The organism is Halogeometricum rufum (assembly GCF_900112175.1).
GTDB lineage: Archaea > Halobacteriota > Halobacteria > Halobacteriales > Haloferacaceae > Halogeometricum > Halogeometricum rufum.
In genome coordinates, this window is the sequence record NZ_FOYT01000001.1 from 982,335 (window position 1) to 998,282 (window position 15,948).

Below are 15,948 nucleotides of genomic sequence, written 5' to 3' on the forward strand. Positions count from 1 at the left end.
GCGCAGTCGGGAACTCGGGCGCGCCGAACCGGGTCAGAGCGCGGTTACGAACAGGAGGACGGTGGCGACTGCGCCGAGCACCACGAACAGGGCGTTCTCGACGGTGGGCGAGCCAGGTTCGAGCGGTCCGAGTCGGCGGCCGTCGTCGCCGAACTGCGCGCCGAGCGTCGCGTCGTCGTCGGTTTCGGACGGGGCCGTACCCGACGTCTCGGTGGTCGCGGGCTCCGCGGACCGGCCGTTCGCGGCGTCCGCCGACTGGCCGTTCGCGGACCCGGCGGACTGGTCGTCGCCGACACCCCGTCGTTCTTCGACGCCGTCGTCGCGGGTATCCATCGACCGGACCTACGCGACGGGCGGGCAAAGGCCTACCGCCGCAGCACGGTCGCTCGGTTCCCGTCCGCGCCTCGCCGCGGTGGCGTCCGACCTATCGGTCGGGGTCGGACTGGTGTTTGATGACGTTACCCTCGTAGACGACGCCGCGTTCGGCGTGGAGCGTCACCTCCGTGCCGGGTTCGACGCTCTCGGGCAGCGGTGCGCCGGATATCATCGGAATGTCGAGTTCGCGGGCGACGAGGGCCGGGTAGCCCGTCATGCCGGGGCGCGCGTCGATGATGCCGGCGAGTTTCTTCGCGTCGCCGTCGAACTCGCCGTCGAACTCCGCGGGGAGGGCGAGCACCGCGCCGTCGGGGACGTCCGAGAGGTCGCCGTCCGGCGAGACGGCCAGCGGACCGGCGACCCGGCCGCCGACGACTTTCCGCCCGGTGGCGATGGCCTCCGCGGCGACGTGGACCTTGAGCATGTTCGTCGTGTTCGTCCCCTCTAGCTCCGTCATCATCCCCGAGAGGACGACGAGGGTGTCGCCCGACTCGGCGACGTCGGCGTCGAGGGCGGCGTCGACGGCGTCGTCCATGATGTCGTCGATGCCGTTGCGGTAGGCGGCGTACTTCGGGATGACGCCCCACGAGAGGGCGAGTTGGCGGCGCACCCGGTCGTTCGGCGTCGTGGCGACGACGGGCACGCCGGGGCGGAACTTCGCCGTCTTCCGCGCGGTGTACCCCGACTCGGAGGCGGCGACGATGGCGGTGGCGTTCACGTCGCGCGAGAGGTAGCGGGCGGCGCGGGACAGCGCCTCCGTCCGGGAGTCGTCCTCGGCCGCGGGGACGTGTTGCTCTCTCGTCTCGTCGTACTCCGCGCTGGATTCTATCTGTCGGACGATGCGGTCCATCGTCTGGACGACTCGGACCGGGTTGTCACCGATAGCCGTCTCGCCCGAGAGCATGACCGCGTCCGTCCCGTCGAGGACGGCGTTCGCCACGTCCGACGCCTCCGCGCGGGTCGGCCGTCGCGAGTGGACCATCGAGTCGAGCATCTCCGTCGCGGTGATGACGGGCGTCCCCGTCGCCTGACACCGCCGGATGATGCGCTTCTGGATGATGGGCACCTCTTCGAGTGGCATCTCGACCCCGAGGTCTCCCCGGGCGACCATCACGCCGTACGACGCCTCGATTATCTCCTCCAAGTTCTCGACGGCGCCCGCGCGCTCTATCTTCGCGACGACGGGGATGTCAGCGCCGAGGTTCTCGAGTGCGTCGCTGATGGTGTAGACGTCTTCGGCCGAGCGAACGAACGACGCCGCAACGAAGTCCGCGCGCTTCTCGGCGGCGACTTCGAGTTCCCGCCGGTCGCCCTCGGTGATGAGGTCGATGTCGAGTTTGACGCCGGGGAGGTTGACGCCCTTTCGACTGTCGAGTTCGCCGCCCGAGTCGATGCGGGCGACGACGGTGTCGCCCTCGACGCGTTCGACCGTCGCCTCGATGCGGCCGTCGTCGAGGAGGACGGTGTCGCCGGGTTCGGCGGCGGCGATGGAGTAGGAGAGACCGACTTCCTCGGGCGTCGCGTCGTCGCTCTCGACGAATCGGACTTCGCTGCCCGTCGCGAGGTGAATCGGCTCGTCGATGGGTGCGGTTCGCACTTCGGGGCCCTGCAGGTCCACCATCGCGGCGAGGGGTTCCTCGGTGCCGGCGTCGACCGTCCGGATGCGGTCGATGACCTCCGCTCTGTGCTCCGGCGTGCCGTGACTGGCGTTGAGGCGGGCGACGCTCATCCCCGCGTCGGAGAGTGCCCGAATCGTCGATTGGTCGTCGGACGCCGGGCCGAGCGTACAGACGATTTTCGCGTTTCTCATGACACGGACTACAGGCGAACGCGTAAAAAAGCCCGACGATGGACTACTCTCGTGGTAAAAACTACCATCTATAGCGCTCCCCCTACCGCTCCCCCGTTCGCCCCTGCGGCGAGGTTATCTCCGTTCGCCGCCTACCCTCCGCATGGATTCGACGGCACGACGCCGCCCCGCCGGGGGTGAGACGACGACGGGGCGGCCGGAGACGGACGGCGGGAGCACAGACGTGCGCGGCGACGGCGGCGGTATCGTCCCCGCGGACCGGACGCCGACGTGGGCCGAACGGAAGGCGCGGACGACGGGGCTGGCCCGCCTCACGTACGAGTACTTCGAGCGCTCCCGGCACGAGGACGAGGTCCTGCGAGAGGAGTCCGACTACGTCGAACGGGACGTGCTCGCGTTCCCGACGTGGCCGCACGAAATCGTCCGTAACTCCGCCATCGCGAGTTTCTTCGTCGGGATGATACTGTTCCTCTCGGCGACGCTCCCGCCGCACATCGGCCCGCCGGCGAACCCGAGTTCGACGCCGGCCATCATCCTCCCCGACTGGTACCTCTACTGGTCGTTCGGACTGCTCAAACTCGACCCCATCAACCCCGAGTTGGCCGTCCTCGGCGGGCAGAAACTGATGGCCGACCGGACGTTCGGCGTCGTCGCCAACGCCATCGTCGTCGGCGTCATCGCGTTGGTTCCGTTCCTCAACAAGGGGTCGGCGCGACGACCGGTCGAGGAACCGTTCTGGGCCGCCGTCGGCGTCGGCGGCGTCCTGTTCGCGTTCACCGTCAGTATCCTCGCCATCAAGAACCTCGTTCCCATGAACCCGAACGTCCTGTTCGACCTGACGTTCATCGCGCCCGTCGTCGGCGGCGTCGTCACCTACGCGGTGCTGAAGACGATGCGCGAGGGGTACATGTACGACCTGAACCGCCGGTACTACCGCCTCCGCCCGCCGAGGTGAGCGCCCGGCGTCGAACCGCGCCGGTTCAGTGCTCGGCCATCGACGCCGGAATCCAGTCCGGTCGACGCCCCTCCCAGGAGGCGCGCCACCGGCCGTACTCGTCTTCGGCCTCCAGCGAGGCGACCACCGCTTCGAGGACGACGCGGTCCACGACGTACGCGCCGTCCGTCTCGCCGGTGAACCGCACGTCGAACGAGCCGTCGTTCTGGTCGTGAACGGCGACTCGGTGGATGCCGTCGCGGATGCCCCGGGGAACGTCCGAGACGAACCGGAAGGTGGCCGCGGCGAGGCGCGGCGAGAGCCGAATCGGCGGACCGCGTTCGAGTGCCACGTCGGCGCTCGTGAGACCGAAGTACATCGACGCTCACTCTCTGGGTCGGGGTAAAAATCGTTATGGTCGCCGCGCCTTCGTGGCAACCGCTTGAACGGTCGAGCGGCGTCGACCCCCGGACCGCCGTCCGGCGTCCGGTCGCACCCCGCCATCAGTCTTTAGCGCCGCGCGCGACTCGGCCGAACCGTGCAACACGTCACGGACGACATCGTCGGCAAACACGTCGTCGGGCCGAACGGCGACCGAATCGGCAAAGTGACCGGCGTACAAGACGACGAAGCGATACTGAAGGGCGAGACCGGACTCTCGGCGGAGATGGAGGACGCGTTTCAGAACGGCGACGACGGCGCGCTCTCGGTCACCGCCGACCAGATCGTCGAAGTGACCGACGACGAGGTTCGGGTCGCCGTCGAGTCGCGGTAACGGCGCCGTCTCGACGCGTTGCCGTCGCGCGCTTCCTTACTTGACCCGCGTCCCGGGTTCGGCGTCGTCGTGCGTCGTGAGCAGGTCGGCCTGTTCGCCCGCGGCCAGCACCATCCCGTTCGACTCGACGCCGAACAGTTCGGCCTGCTCCAAGTTGGCGACGACGACGACCTTCTTCCCGGGCAGGTCGTCGAGGTCGTGCAGTTGCTTGATGCCCGCGACTATCTGGCGTTCCTCGACGCCGATGTCGACGGTCAGTTTGGCGAGTTTGTCCGCGCCCTCGATACCCTCGGCGTCGAGAATCTCGCCGACGCGCAGGTCGAGTTCTTGGAACTCCTCGAAGCCGATTCGGTCTTCGAGAAGCGGTTCGAGTTCGTCTGTCACGTCCGCTTCGCTCTCGTCGTCGGACTCGTCACTTTCGGTTTCCTCCGCCGTCGCGGCGACGCGCGACTCGAGTTTCTCGTTGAGTTCTTCGACGCGTTCGTCGGCTATCTTGTCGAAGAGTTCCGAGGGTTCGTCGAACGACGCCGCGGGCGCGTCGAGTGCCGCCGCCACGCCCACGTCGTGGACGGTCCCGTCCTCGTTCAGGTCGTCCCAGAGCAGTTCGGCCTTCCCGGGGGCGACCGGTTCGAAGAGGACGGCGACGGCCTTCGCTATCTGGACGCAGTCGCGGATGACCTGTCGCTTCTCCGCGCCGTCGTCGAGTTTCCACGGTTCGTGCTGCTGGATGTACTCGTTGCCGAACTGGGCGAGTCGGACGACCGCGTTACCGACTTCGCGGACGGAGTAGTCGTTGACGCCCGCGGCGAAGTCGTCGATGGCTCCCTCGATGCGGTCGCGCACCTCCTCGGAGAGGTCCGCGTCCGGCGTTCCCTCGTACTCGCGGTGGGCGAACAGCAGCGACCGGTAGAGGAAGTTGCCGACGGTGCCGACGAGTTCGTTGTTCACCCGGTCGCGGAACTTCTCCCACGAGAAGTCGACGTCCTGTTGGAACCCCCCGTTCGTGGCGAGGTAGTAGCGGATGAGCGCGGGGTCGAACCCCTCTTCGAGGTACTCGTCGGCCCAGACGGCGCGGTTGCGCGACGTGGAGAAGCCCTTGCCGTTCAGCGTGATGAACCCCGACGCCATGACGGCGCGCGGTTCGACGTAGCCGGTCGCGCGCAGCATCGCCGGCCAGAAGACGGTGTGGTGCTGGATGATGTCGCGGCCGATGATGTGGACGACGTCGCCGTCCTCACGCCACGCCTCCTCCCAGTCGAACACGTCCGCGCCGACGCGTTCCGTGTACTGCTTGGTCGAGGAGATGTACTCGATGGGCGCGTCGACCCAGACGTAGAGGACCAAATCGTCCTCGTTCTCGCCCGGGTAGTCGATGCCCCAGTCCATGTCGCGGGTGATACACCAGTCCTGCAGTTCGCCCTCGACCCACTCGCGCGGCTGGTTCTGCGCGTTGGAGGTCCCCTCCAGTCGGTCGAGGAACTCCCCGAGATACTCCTGCAGTTCGGAGACGCGGAAGAAGCGGTGGCTCCGGTCGCGGTACTCCGCGGCGTTGCCGGTGATGGTCGAGACGGGCGCTTCTATCTCGCCGGGTTCGAGGTGGCGACCACAGCCCTCGTCGCACTCGTCGCCCCGGGCGTGTTCGCCGCAGTACGGACAGGTGCCCTCCACGTAGCGGTCCGGGAGCCACTGGTCGGCGTCGGGGTCGTAGGCGATGGGTATCTCCTTCTCGTAGACGTAGCCCTCCGCCTCCAGCGTGCGGACTATCTCCTTCGTCAGTTCCGTGTTCGTCTCGTCGTGCGTGTGGCCGTAGTTGTCGAACTCGACGTCGAACTTCGGGAACGTCTCCTGATACGTCTCGTGGTGGCGGAGCGCGAACTCCTCGGGCGTGACGCCCTCCTTCTCGGCGTTGACCGCGACGGGCGTCCCGTGCATGTCCGACCCCGAGACGAACGCCGTCTCCTGGCCGAGTCGTTTCAGCGCGCGACTGTAGATGTCGCCGCCGACGTACGTCCGGAGGTGGCCGATGTGCAGGTCGCCGTTCGCGTACGGCAACCCGCAGGTCACCACCGCCGGGTTCTCCGTGGGGAAGTCTTCGTGGCTCATTATCGTGTCTGGTGGTTCTCGTGGGCGGGACCAAAACCCCGTCGGGAGAGTTCTGACTCGCTTCGCTCGTCTTCGCTCTCCCGACGTGTTCGTCCGCGTGCGTCCCGCTGGTTTCGCGACTATCGGCCGGCGTCTGTCGAACCGTAGTTTCACCGGCGCGGACGGCGACTCGTGGACCGAGTCGGCGTCGCGCGGCGGGTCCACCCGGCGCTAAAACGGCGGCGTACGCATCGAACGGGACGGGTGGCTCGTCACGCCGGGACGTAGTGCGCGGCGAGGCATAACTCGCTCGGGTCTCACCAGCGTTCTTCCCGCCTCGCGGCGAACGTCGCCCATGGACCTCCCACTCGTCGCGTTCGGCACCGCCTCGGTCGTCGTCCTGTTGCTGTTCAGCGCCTTCTTCTCCAGTTCGGAGACGGCGATATTCTCCCTCCCGGTCGCGTGGATAGACGACCGGGCCGCGACCGGGGACCGACGCGCCGTGACGCTGCGACGACTCCGCGAGGACCCGCACCGACTGCTCGTCACCATCCTCGTCGGCAACAACCTGGTGAACGTCGCCATCTCCAGCATCGTCACCGTCCTCCTCGTCGAGCACGTCTCCGCGGGCGTCGCCGTCACCGCCGCGACGCTGGTCGTCGGGTCCGTCGTCCTCGTGTTCGGCGAAATCGTCCCGAAGTCGTTCGGGCTGGGTAACGCGCGGCGCTGGTCGCTCACCGTCGCCCGTCCCGTCTCGCTGGTCGAGCGAAGCATCTCACCGCTCGTGGGTCTGTTCGACGCGCTCACGCGCCGACTGACGGCGTGGCTCGGCGGCGAGACGGACATCGAGAAGCCGTACGTCGAGTGAGCGAGGGCCGGCCCGCGGCGACGCGAGTCGACGGCGAATCTCAGAACGTCACTCCGACGCCCGACAGGGTGACGACGGTGAACACCAACCGGCCGACGCTGCCGACGAACGTGGCGAGGGCGAACTTCAGGTAGTCCTCCTCGAGGACGGAGAACGCGTATATCGACAGCGTGTCGGGGAACCCCGGCACGCAGAGCGCGGCGGCCAACCCGGCGTAGCCCCACTTCTGGGCTATCTCGAGCGTCTTCCGCTCGGTCCACTCCATCACGTCGAACCGGGACCGGCGGAGGCGTCGCTCCACGAACCCGGAGCTCTTGGCCTCCTGTCCGATGTGGAACGCGAAGACGCTCCCGGCGGCCTTGCCGACGCCGCTGACGAACATGATGAGGGCGAGGCGGGCGGTGTTGGACAGCCCCAACTCCAGCGGGGCGAACAGGACGATTTCGCTCACGCCGGGGAGGGCGAAGGCGATGAGGAAGGAGTAGACGAAGATGATGGCGAGCCCGAACCACCCCGTCGCCGTCTCGACGGCAGTGGAGAGCCAGCCGAAGTCCGGCCAGATGCTCGGCAGTCCGCCGGACGCGAGGAGTTCGGAGACGCCGCTCGCGAGTACCGGTAACACCGTCGTCGACGAGAGGGCGTCGAGGGCGACGAGCGACACGATATCGGAGTTCCCCCACGGGTCGACGTAAGTCTTGAGATTCGGGACGACGACGAATCGTCGGTCCGCGACGACGAGGGCCGGTCAGCGTACTGCGTCCACGTCGGCGAGGAACGACGAGAGCGCCTCGCGGGTGACGTGCGGCATGCAGACGACGCGGAGGTGGCCCGCGTCGGTGCGCGAGACGCGCCACTCGCGGTCACGAAGCGCCGCGAACAGCGAGTCGGAGACGTCGGCGGCGACCAGCGGCAGTTCGGGGTCGACCACGTCGAACCCGCGCGACCGGAGTTCGCCCGCGAACCACGAGGCGAGGTCGGCGGCGCGTTCGTACTCGCGGCGGTAGCCGTCGGGCCAGAGTTCGTCCATCGCCGCCGCGGCGGAGGCGACGCCCGCACCGCTTCGGGTGCCCGTCAGCGTCGCCTGCGAGGTGGATTCGAGGTACGGCGTCTCGACGGCCAGCGAGTCCAGCCCGCTCCGGTCGCGGAACAGGAGGCCGCCGGCGGGGATGCACGCCTGCCCGCACTTGTGCGGGTCGACGGTGAGCGAGTCGACCGGCGCGTGCGCGAAACTCCACGCGCGGTCGGTGAACGGGAGGAGGAACCCGCCCCACGCGGCGTCGACGTGCAGGAAGGCACCGGCGTCGTGGGCCACGGCGGCGAGTTCGGGGATGGGGTCCACGCGGCCGAACTCGGTGGTGCCGGCGACGCCGACGACGAGGACGGTGTCGTCGTCCACGGCGGCGCGGACGGCCCCCACGTCCGCGCGGTGGTCGTCGTCCGTCGGGACGAGGCGGAGTTCCACGTCGAGTACGTCGGCGGCCTTGTTGAACGAGAAGTGCGCGCTCTCGGGGGCGACGACGTTCGGGTCGGAGACGTCGCCGCGGCGTCGGTTTCGCGCCGCTCGGACCGCCTGCACGTTGGCCTCCGTCCCGCCGCTGGTGACGTAGCCGTGCGGGTCGGCGAGGCCGGTCATCTCTCCGAGAGTGGCGACGGCGTCGGCCTCCAACTCGGCGACGTCGCGGTACGTCGCGGGGTCGCCGGGGTTGGTGGCGAGAAACCGCTCCGCGGCGGCGCGGGCCGCCGGGTGCGGGTCGGTGCACATCGACGAGAGGACGCGGTCGAACGTCTGCGGCACGGACCGCTGCATAGTCCCCGGGTGGCCCCCGCCGCGTTTATGGATTCCGTTGTGTGTCGCGTCGGCCGACCGCTCGGGCCGGCGGCGGCCGGCGTCGAGGACGGGAGAGACGGACGAAGCGACAGCACGGTCGAGGCGACGGAACGGACGAGACGGACGAAAGGGGAGAGAGCGGAGAACGACGGTGCGAGCGACTAGCGCACCGAGTCGAGGACGAGTCGCTGTTCGACCCGCTTGACCTCGTGTTGCACGTCGCGCACGGCGTCGATGTTCGCGGAGATGGAAGAGATACCCTCGTTGACGAGGAACTGGACCATCTGCGGCTTCGACGCCGCCTGTCCGCAGATGCTCGTCTTCACGCCCACCTCGCGACAGGTCTCGATGGTGTCGCCGATGAGTTTCAGGACGGCGGGGTGCAGTTCGTCGAACCGGTCGGCGACGTTCTCGTTGTTCCGGTCGACGGCGAGGGTGTACTGCGTCAGGTCGTTCGTCCCGAACGAGACGAAGTCGAGTCCCGACTCGGCCATCTCCTCGACGCCGAGTGCGGACGCGGGCGTCTCTATCATCACGCCCCACTCGCGCTTGTCCGGGTCGATGCCGGCCTCCGCCATCAGGTTCTTCGCCTGCAGGACGTCCTCGGCGTCGTTGACGAGGGGGAACATCACCTCGACGTTGTCGTAGCCCATCTCGAACAGGCGGCGGAACGCCTCCAGTTCGTGCTTGAATATCTCGGGCTTGTCGAGACTGCGGCGGATGCCGCGGTAGCCGAGCATCGGGTTGTGCTCGCGCGGTTCGTCGTCGCCGCCCTCCAACTGTCGGAACTCGTCGGTGGGCGCGTCGAGGGTGCGGACGCGGACGGGTCGCGGGTAGAACTCCTCGGCGACGCCGCGGACGCCCTCGACGAGTTCTTCGACGAAGGCGCGTTCGCCGTTGTCGGCGATGTACTTCTCGGGGGTCTTGCCCAGTGAGAGCACCATGTGCTCGATGCGGAGCAAGCCGACGCCGTCGGCGCCGGTGGCGGCGGCGCGTTCGGCGGCCTCGGGGATGGAGACGTTCACCTTCACCTCCGTGGCGGTCATCGGCTTGACGGGCGTCTTCGGCCGCGCCTCCTCGATGGGTTCGCGTTGCTCCTCTTTCAGTTCGGCCCCCTCTCTGACGGTCCCCTTGTCGCCGTCGATGGTGATGGGCTGACCCTCCTCTATCTCGCGGGTGGCCGACCCGGTGCCGACGACGGCGGGGACGCCGAGTTCGCGCGAGACGATGGCCGCGTGCGAGGTCATCCCGCCCTCGTCGGTGACGATGCCCGCCGCGCGCTTCATCGCGGGTACCATGTCCGGCATCGTCATCTCGGTGACGATGATGTCGCCGTCCGACACCTGGTCGAGGTGGTCGAGTTTGGTGACGATGCGGGCGTTGCCGGCGGCGATGCCGGGACTCGCGCCGAGGCCGCGGAGTATCATGTCTCCCGACGTCTCGCCGGCCTGTCCGTTCGCGGCCCCGCCGTCGCCGGCGGCCGCCTGCGCCGCCTCCTCCTCGCCGTCGGAGATGGTCGTGATGGGCCGCGACTGGAGCATGTACACGTCGCCGTCGTAGATGGCCCACTCGACGTCCTGCGGTTCGCCGTAGTGGTCCTCGACGCGTTCGCCGAGTTCGACCAGTCGGCCGATTTCGTCCTCGTCGAGGACGCGGGCGCTCCGCTTGTCGTCGGAGACCTCGCGTTCGACCGTCTGCCCGGTCTCGACGTCCTTCTCCATCATCATCTTCTTGTCCGCGACGGTGGCCGTCTCGACCTCGCCAGACTCGCGGTCGACGACGTAGTTGTCGGGCGAGACGGACCCCGAGACGACGGCCTCGCCGAGGCCCCAGGCGGCCTCGATGATGATGCGCGGTTCGCCCGTGGAGGGGTGCGAGGTGAACATCACGCCGGACTTCTCGGCGTCCACCATCTCCTGGACGACGACGGCGATGTCGACTTCGTGGTGGGGGAACCCCTTCCGATTCCGGTAGTATATCGCGCGCTGGGAGAACAGCGACGCCCAGCACTCCTTGACTCGTTCGATGAGGGCGTCTCGCTGGACGTTCAGGAACGTCTCTTGCTGTCCGGCGAACGACGCGTCCGGGAGGTCTTCGGCCGTCGCCGACGACCTGACGGCGACGAACGCCTCGCCGTCCCCGACGTCCTCGTAGGCGGCGAGAATCTCCTCGCCGACGGCGTCGGGAACCGGCGTCTCCATGATGAGTTCGTGTGCCCGTTCGTGCGCTTGCTTCAACGCCGCGGAGTCCTCGTGGTCCACGTCGACGGCGTCGAAGAGTTCCTCGTCGATACCCGCGTCCTCGATGAACGAACGGTACGTCCCGGCGGTCACGACGAACCCCGGCGGGACGGGGAGACCCGCGGAGGTAAGTTCGCCGAGTGAGGCACCTTTTCCGCCGACTGTGCCCAAGTCGTCGGCGCGTACGTCGTCCAGCCAAACTACAGCCATTAGCGTTCGTCAATGATTGTAAGCCCTCATAAGTACTTTCCGAACAACTCCAACGTGAATTATACTATACTCGGCTCCGAGTACGTAATTCTCGCCGGAATCGTCACTCGCCGGCACGCCGTTCGCTGCCGTGGGTTTCGCAGAGAATCTCGCCGGTTTCAGGGTCCAGATAAAACGGTTTGCCGGTGCGTACCGCGGCCCCGCAGACCGCACAGCCGTCGTCGTGTCGGAGGAAGTACTTCCCCGCCGCGCGGCCCGTCTCCAGTCGGTCCGCCTCGACGGCGACGCGCGTGAGTCCCTCGCCTATCTGCGTCCGGTCCGGTCCGTCGGCCTCCTCGAAGCGTATCGGTCGCACGGGTGAGACGACGGGCGGAAACCGCGTAAACCCCCCGTCGGCGAGAGCTTCTTTACCACGGGGGACCTCACTACTCGTGTGCTGCTCGACTGGGTATCGCTGGTGCCGGGATGGCTCGTCTTCGGCGTCGTCGGCGGACTCGTCGCCTCCGTGTTCGTGGCCGGCGTGTTCGTCGTCGGCGGCCGTCTGTTCCCCGACGAGCCGATTTCGCGGGGGAGTATCGACGGTGCCGGCCGTCGCCGGATGGAGATACGCGACTACCTTCGAGAGATAGGCGAACCGTTCGCAGAGGACCACCCGATTCACGGCGAGACGGTCGAGTTCTACCTCCCGGGGCGCGACGTGGCCGTCACGTTCGACGCGCAGGCCTACTTCCGCCTCGAACGCGCCGGGACGTACACGGTGCTGTGCGAACACGAGATGCCCGCCCGCGGACTCGGCCGCCGCTTCCCGTTCGAGGTTCCGGAACTCGAACAGCGCCCGCCCGCCCCCGACGACCCCGTCGCGACGGCGTTCGACCACCTCGACCTCCCGCAGAGCGCCAGTCCGTCGGAGGTCAAGAGCGCCTACCGCGAGAAGGTGAAGACGGCTCACCCCGACCACGGCGGGTCGCAGTCGGAGTTCCAGCGACTGCAGGAGGCGTACGCGACGGCCAGAGAACACGCGGAGCGGGCGATAGCCTCCTGACGACTCCACGTCGCGGTCGTCGCTGCTCCGCCTCTCCCTGCGCCGCCGTTCACTCCGCCGCGCGCGCCGCCTCCGTCACCTCGTAGAGGACGTCACCGTCGCGGAGGGCGTCCGTCACGCGCCCAACGAGGTCCGTCGTCGCCACGACGACGCTCTCGAGGCCGCGCGCCGCCGCTTCGGCCGCCACGTCGCCCGCCGCCAGCGACGTCTCGACGTCGACGTCCGCCTTCCGCAGGGCGACGACGGCTTCGACGCCCGCGGCGACGACCACGTCCGCGTCGTCGCACGCCGCCGCCAGCGACGCCCCGTCGAGGGCGCGACTGCCGCCCGAACGCGCGGGGGGCACCTGAACGACGGTGACGCCGCCGGGGTCCATCTCGATGACGCCCTCGAAGCCGGTGATGCTCACGTCCTCGCCCGCCTCGGCGTCCGTCGTCGCCACGCCGGTGGCCGGGCCGCCCTCGCCGGGCGTCGCGTGCAGGAGTCCCCTGCGGAGCGTGAGCGTCACCGTCTCGCCGGCGGCCACGTCCTCGGTGGCGATGGCGGCGTCCTCCTGGACGCTCTCCAACACGTCGTCGGTGACGTGGTCGGCGAACCGCCGGAGGTCCTTGGCCTCCTGAAACAGCCAGTCGACCCCCTCCTTCGTGACGCGGTACCGCGACCGACCCTCCTTCTCGACGTACCCGTCCTCGACGAGTTGCCGCGTGTACTCGCTGACGGCCTGACTCGTCACGCCCACCGCCTCGGCGACTTCGCCCTGACTCACCGCTGGCTGTCGGTCGGCGATTTCGACGAGGATACGCAGACGCGTCGCCGTCCGTTTGTCTTCGAGGGCACCGCTCATACCCGTGGGGAGGGAGTGCGCGATGAAAAATCCCCCCGACCCGTCGCCGTCCGCCGTCAGTCGTCGCGGGGGCGTCGCCCGACGCCACCGCACCGCCCGACGCCACCGCCCGACGCCCGCGAACGCCACCGCTTTGCGCGTCCGGCGCCTTCCCTCCCGCGTGGACGACGTGACCTACCGCGACAGGGCGGTGTACCTCCCCGCGGCGGAGACGCTCGTCGTCGCGGACCTGCACGTCGGCCGCGCCGAAGCCTCCGACGTGGCGTTCCCCCTCGGCGAGGGCACCGACCTCCGGGAGCGACTCGCCGCGCTGGTCGGTACGTTCGACCCCGGGGCAGTCGTGTTCGCGGGCGACGTGCTCCACCGGTTCGACACGGCCACCGCCGCCGCCGAGTCGGGACTGGCCGACCTCGTGCGCGTCTGCCGGGAGGCGGGCGCCGAACCGGTCCTCGTCCGCGGGAACCACGACACGGTGCTGGAGACGGTGTGGGACGGCGACGTGTTCGACGAGTACGTCGTCGGGTCGGCGGGCGACGCCGGCGACTCGGGCGTCGTCGTCTGCCACGGCCACGCCGACCCCGAGGCGGACGCCTCGCTGTACGTCGTCGGCCACCTCCACCCGGCGATAACCATCGAGGGCCGCCGCCGGCCGTGTTATCTCTACGGCGACGCCGCCCACCGCGGCGCCGACGTGCTGGTCCTGCCGGCGTTCACCCGCCTCGCCGCGGGCGTGCCGGTCAACGGGATGCGCGGGGAGACGCGCTCACCGCTGGTCGACGACGTGGACGCCTTCCGACCACTCGTCTACGACGAGGACGCCGAGGAGACGCTGTCGTTCCCGCCGCTGGGAGAGTTCCGCCGGATGCTGTGACTGTCCTCTGGGCCGTCGTTCGGCTCGGCCGACGGCTCTCTCACGTCACTCCGCGTCGGACAGAATCGCCGCCGCGGCCTCGCGTCCGCTCCGCATCGCCCCCTGAATCGACGACCACGCGGTGTAGTCGCCCGCGAGGTACGTCCGCCCGCCGGGTGCGCGGTAGTCCGGGAGGGCGTCGTGGACGCCCGGCGGTTGAGCGAACTGGGCGAACTCGATGCGGTCGGTGTGGAGCGGTTCCAGGTCGGCGAACGAGCGGTCGGGATACCACGAGGCAAGCGTCGCCTTCGTCCGCGTCGCCAGTTCCGAGGCGTCGCGGTCCAGCGCGGACGCGCCGAGGAACGTCGCGTTCAGGAGTTCGGCGTCGTCGGGGGCGTACTCCGGCGCTACCTCGCTCATCGGGACGACGGTGTTCGGCGCGTCGTCGCCGGCGTTGAGCAGAATCTTCCTCCGCGTCCCCAGTTTCGCGCCCTTCGGGAGGCGGTAGTACTGCGTGACGCTGCTGCGCGCCTCGGTCGGAATCAGGTCCACGCCGGTCAGCCGTCGGGCCTCCCTCGGGTCGGTGGCGACGAGGGCGGCGTCGGCGTCGACCGTCTCGCCGCCCGCGGTGACGGTGACGCCGCCGGTCGCTCGGCCGGTCGCGGCGCCCGCACCGTCGTCGGCGTCCGTTTCGGTCGCGTCCACGACCTGCTCGACGCCGGTCTCGGTGGCTATCTCCGCGCCCGCCTCGCGGGCCGCCGCGGCCAACTGCTCGGGAATCGCGCCAATCCCCTCGGCGGGGACGCCTATCTCGCCCTCGCTCAGCATCTTGAAGGTGTACTCGAAGACGCGCTTGGAGGTGGCGAGCGACCGGTCCAGCGTGATTCCGCCGTAGAACGGCGCGACGAAGTTCTCGACGTACCCATCGGAGAACCCCCACTCGCGCAGGTAGTCGCGGATACTGTCGTCCGCGCTGTCGAATATCTCCGCCTCGTCCATCGACCCGACGTGCTGGCGGAGCGCCAGCGTGCGGAGTTTGTCGGTGGTCGTCACCTCGCGGTTCAACAGCGACGCGACGGCGGCGCGCGGGTCCCGTATCGGGTCCGACAGCGTCGAGCGCTGGCCGGGGCGGGCGACGACCGCACCGGGCGAGAAGTAGCGCATGTCCAGCGCCGACAGGTCGAGTTCGCGGCGCACGGCGGGGTAGCCGGTGAACAGCACCTGGAATCCCCTGTCGAAGGTGAAGCCGTCCCGCTCCTGCGTCCGAACGCGGCCGCCGACGCCGGGTCGTCGCTCGAACACGGTCACGTCCGCGCCTGCCTCGGCGAGGTGTCGCGCCGCGACGAGGCCCGCGAGGCCCGCGCCGGCGACGACGACGCTGTCTCCGTCCATACGTCCGCGTCGTCCGGCGAACACAAAAGAGGGACGGGGTTCCGGAACGGCCGCGGGGGGCGATCACCGAACGTCGGAACTGGCGGTCAGTCGCTACTCTCCGCCGCTCCCTCGCCGTTCCCCTGTTGGAGGCGCTTCCACTCCTGGTGGCCCTGTTTGAGGATGTCGTAGGCGGCGTCGCGCGAGTCCCAGCCCTCGATCACGATCTCTGCGTCGCCGGGTTCCAGGTTCTTGTAGGTACGGAAGAACTCCTCGATGACGTTCTGCTGGTGTTCGGGGATGTCCTCACGCGCCTCGATGTGCCCGAACCGCGGGTCGTCGGCGGGCACGCCGATTATCTTGTCGTCTTTCTCGCCCGTATCGTTCATCCGGATGACCGCGACCGGGCGAAGGTCGAAGATGCAGCCCGTGAACAGTCCGTCCTCGGTCAGCGCCAGGAAGTCGAGCGGGTCGCCGTCGCCGCCGGCCGTCTGCGTGAAGAAGCCGTAGTCACCCGGGTAGACGACCGAACTGTAGAGCGCGCGGTCGAGTATGAAGCCCGGAATGTCCTTTCGGTACTCGTACTTGATCTGTCCGCCTTTCTCTATCGCGGCGACGGCCGTCGCCGTCTGCGGGAAGTTGTCGGTCTGTTCGACACCGTCGACCAGGTTCGTGGGTTCGTGAGAGCTCATCGAATCGGATCCGCCTTGCTTCGCGTG

At 68.8% G+C, this 15,948-nt stretch carries 16 protein-coding genes; 5 read left to right on the forward strand and 11 right to left on the reverse strand.

All coding sequences use genetic code 11. The features are described from left to right. Positions 1-33: 33 nt before the first annotated feature. Together BM310_RS05145 and pyk are read right to left on the reverse strand one after the other, a co-directional pair. Positions 34-333: a DUF7312 domain-containing protein gene (locus BM310_RS05145; protein WP_089805233.1), complete on the reverse strand. Its 300-nt coding sequence runs from the start codon at positions 331-333 to the stop codon at positions 34-36. 91 nt (positions 334-424) lie between these two features. After that, positions 425-2,185: a pyruvate kinase gene (gene pyk, locus BM310_RS05150; RefSeq protein ID WP_089805236.1), complete on the reverse strand. Its 1,761-nt coding sequence runs from the start codon at positions 2,183-2,185 to the stop codon at positions 425-427. Between the two features lie 142 nt (positions 2,186-2,327). Between pyk and BM310_RS05155 the strand changes: the two genes are divergently transcribed. Then, the gene (locus BM310_RS05155) at positions 2,328-3,140 is read left to right on the forward strand and encodes a cytochrome b family protein (RefSeq protein ID WP_089805238.1); all 813 of its coding nucleotides are present in this window, start codon (positions 2,328-2,330) and stop codon (positions 3,138-3,140) included. A 25-nt stretch (positions 3,141-3,165) separates the two neighbouring features. Here BM310_RS05155 and BM310_RS05160 read toward each other — a convergent pair whose 3' ends face one another. Next, positions 3,166-3,498 (reverse strand): hypothetical protein, encoded by a 333-nt coding sequence (locus BM310_RS05160; protein ID WP_089805240.1) that lies wholly within the window; start codon positions 3,496-3,498, stop codon positions 3,166-3,168. 159 nt (positions 3,499-3,657) lie between these two features. Between BM310_RS05160 and BM310_RS05165 the strand changes: the two genes are divergently transcribed. Beyond that, on the forward strand, positions 3,658-3,894 hold the full coding sequence (locus BM310_RS05165; RefSeq protein ID WP_089805242.1) for a hypothetical protein: 237 nt from the start codon (positions 3,658-3,660) through the stop codon (positions 3,892-3,894). A 36-nt stretch (positions 3,895-3,930) separates the two neighbouring features. On the opposite strand, the gene metG is transcribed toward BM310_RS05165, so the two are convergent. After that, positions 3,931-5,997, reverse strand: coding sequence for a methionine--tRNA ligase (gene metG, locus BM310_RS05170; protein ID WP_089805244.1), 2,067 nt, complete (start codon positions 5,995-5,997; stop codon positions 3,931-3,933). A gap of 334 nt (positions 5,998-6,331) precedes the next feature. Here metG and BM310_RS05175 point away from each other — a divergent pair, with 334 nt between their 5' ends. Beyond that, the gene (locus BM310_RS05175) at positions 6,332-6,844 is read left to right on the forward strand and encodes a CNNM domain-containing protein (RefSeq protein ID WP_089805246.1); all 513 of its coding nucleotides are present in this window, start codon (positions 6,332-6,334) and stop codon (positions 6,842-6,844) included. A 40-nt stretch (positions 6,845-6,884) separates the two neighbouring features. On the opposite strand, the gene BM310_RS05180 is transcribed toward BM310_RS05175, so the two are convergent. The 4 genes from BM310_RS05180 to BM310_RS05195 all read right to left on the reverse strand — a co-directional run bounded on the left by BM310_RS05180 (position 6,885) and on the right by BM310_RS05195 (position 11,477). Next, a complete protein-coding gene (locus BM310_RS05180; RefSeq protein ID WP_089807037.1) occupies positions 6,885-7,466 on the reverse strand; it encodes a YqaA family protein in 582 nt (193 codons plus the stop codon). A 123-nt stretch (positions 7,467-7,589) separates the two neighbouring features. Continuing rightward, positions 7,590-8,651 carry a tyrosine decarboxylase MfnA gene (gene mfnA / locus BM310_RS05185; RefSeq protein WP_089805248.1) on the reverse strand — a complete coding sequence of 354 codons (1,062 nt, stop codon included), beginning with the start codon at positions 8,649-8,651 and terminating at the stop codon, positions 7,590-7,592. A 182-nt stretch (positions 8,652-8,833) separates the two neighbouring features. Then, positions 8,834-11,122, reverse strand: a complete 2,289-nt coding sequence (gene ppsA, locus BM310_RS05190) for a phosphoenolpyruvate synthase (RefSeq protein WP_089805250.1) — start codon at positions 11,120-11,122, stop codon at positions 8,834-8,836. 103 nt (positions 11,123-11,225) lie between these two features. Continuing rightward, a complete protein-coding gene (locus BM310_RS05195; RefSeq protein ID WP_089805252.1) occupies positions 11,226-11,477 on the reverse strand; it encodes a hypothetical protein in 252 nt (83 codons plus the stop codon). A gap of 78 nt (positions 11,478-11,555) precedes the next feature. Here BM310_RS05195 and BM310_RS05200 point away from each other — a divergent pair, with 78 nt between their 5' ends. Continuing rightward, positions 11,556-12,164 (forward strand): J domain-containing protein, encoded by a 609-nt coding sequence (locus BM310_RS05200; RefSeq protein ID WP_089805254.1) that lies wholly within the window; start codon positions 11,556-11,558, stop codon positions 12,162-12,164. A gap of 49 nt (positions 12,165-12,213) precedes the next feature. Here BM310_RS05200 and BM310_RS05205 read toward each other — a convergent pair whose 3' ends face one another. Continuing rightward, a complete protein-coding gene (locus tag BM310_RS05205; protein ID WP_089805256.1) occupies positions 12,214-13,008 on the reverse strand; it encodes a DUF7839 domain-containing protein in 795 nt (264 codons plus the stop codon). Between the two features lie 160 nt (positions 13,009-13,168). Between BM310_RS05205 and BM310_RS05210 the strand changes: the two genes are divergently transcribed. Continuing rightward, positions 13,169-13,879 (forward strand): metallophosphoesterase, encoded by a 711-nt coding sequence (locus BM310_RS05210; protein WP_089805258.1) that lies wholly within the window; start codon positions 13,169-13,171, stop codon positions 13,877-13,879. Positions 13,880-13,924: 45 nt separating this feature from the next. Here the strand turns inward: BM310_RS05210 and BM310_RS05215 are convergent, their stop codons facing one another. Continuing rightward, a complete protein-coding gene (locus BM310_RS05215; protein ID WP_089805260.1) occupies positions 13,925-15,250 on the reverse strand; it encodes an NAD(P)/FAD-dependent oxidoreductase in 1,326 nt (441 codons plus the stop codon). Positions 15,251-15,336: 86 nt separating this feature from the next. Next, the gene (locus BM310_RS05220; RefSeq protein ID WP_089805261.1) at positions 15,337-15,921 is read right to left on the reverse strand and encodes an inorganic diphosphatase; all 585 of its coding nucleotides are present in this window, start codon (positions 15,919-15,921) and stop codon (positions 15,337-15,339) included. Positions 15,922-15,948 lie beyond the last annotated feature (27 nt).

Excerpts from the sequence above, each read along its gene's own strand:
- metG (WP_089805244.1), bottom strand. The coding sequence starts at position 5,997 with ATGAGCCACGAAGACTTCCCCACGGAGAACCCGGCGGTGGTGACCTGC.
- BM310_RS05160 (WP_089805240.1), bottom strand. The coding sequence starts at position 3,498 with ATGTACTTCGGTCTCACGAGCGCCGACGTGGCACTCGAACGCGGTCCG.
- mfnA (WP_089805248.1), bottom strand. The coding sequence starts at position 8,651 with ATGCAGCGGTCCGTGCCGCAGACGTTCGACCGCGTCCTCTCGTCGATG.
- BM310_RS05215 (WP_089805260.1), bottom strand. The coding sequence starts at position 15,250 with ATGGACGGAGACAGCGTCGTCGTCGCCGGCGCGGGCCTCGCGGGCCTC.
- pyk (WP_089805236.1), bottom strand. The coding sequence starts at position 2,185 with ATGAGAAACGCGAAAATCGTCTGTACGCTCGGCCCGGCGTCCGACGAC.
- ppsA (WP_089805250.1), bottom strand. The coding sequence starts at position 11,122 with ATGGCTGTAGTTTGGCTGGACGACGTACGCGCCGACGACTTGGGCACA.
- BM310_RS05155 (WP_089805238.1), top strand. The coding sequence starts at position 2,328 with ATGGATTCGACGGCACGACGCCGCCCCGCCGGGGGTGAGACGACGACG.
- BM310_RS05175 (WP_089805246.1), top strand. The coding sequence starts at position 6,332 with ATGGACCTCCCACTCGTCGCGTTCGGCACCGCCTCGGTCGTCGTCCTG.
- BM310_RS05220 (WP_089805261.1), bottom strand. The coding sequence starts at position 15,921 with ATGAGCTCTCACGAACCCACGAACCTGGTCGACGGTGTCGAACAGACC.
- BM310_RS05205 (WP_089805256.1), bottom strand. The coding sequence starts at position 13,008 with ATGAGCGGTGCCCTCGAAGACAAACGGACGGCGACGCGTCTGCGTATC.
- BM310_RS05145 (WP_089805233.1), bottom strand. The coding sequence starts at position 333 with ATGGATACCCGCGACGACGGCGTCGAAGAACGACGGGGTGTCGGCGAC.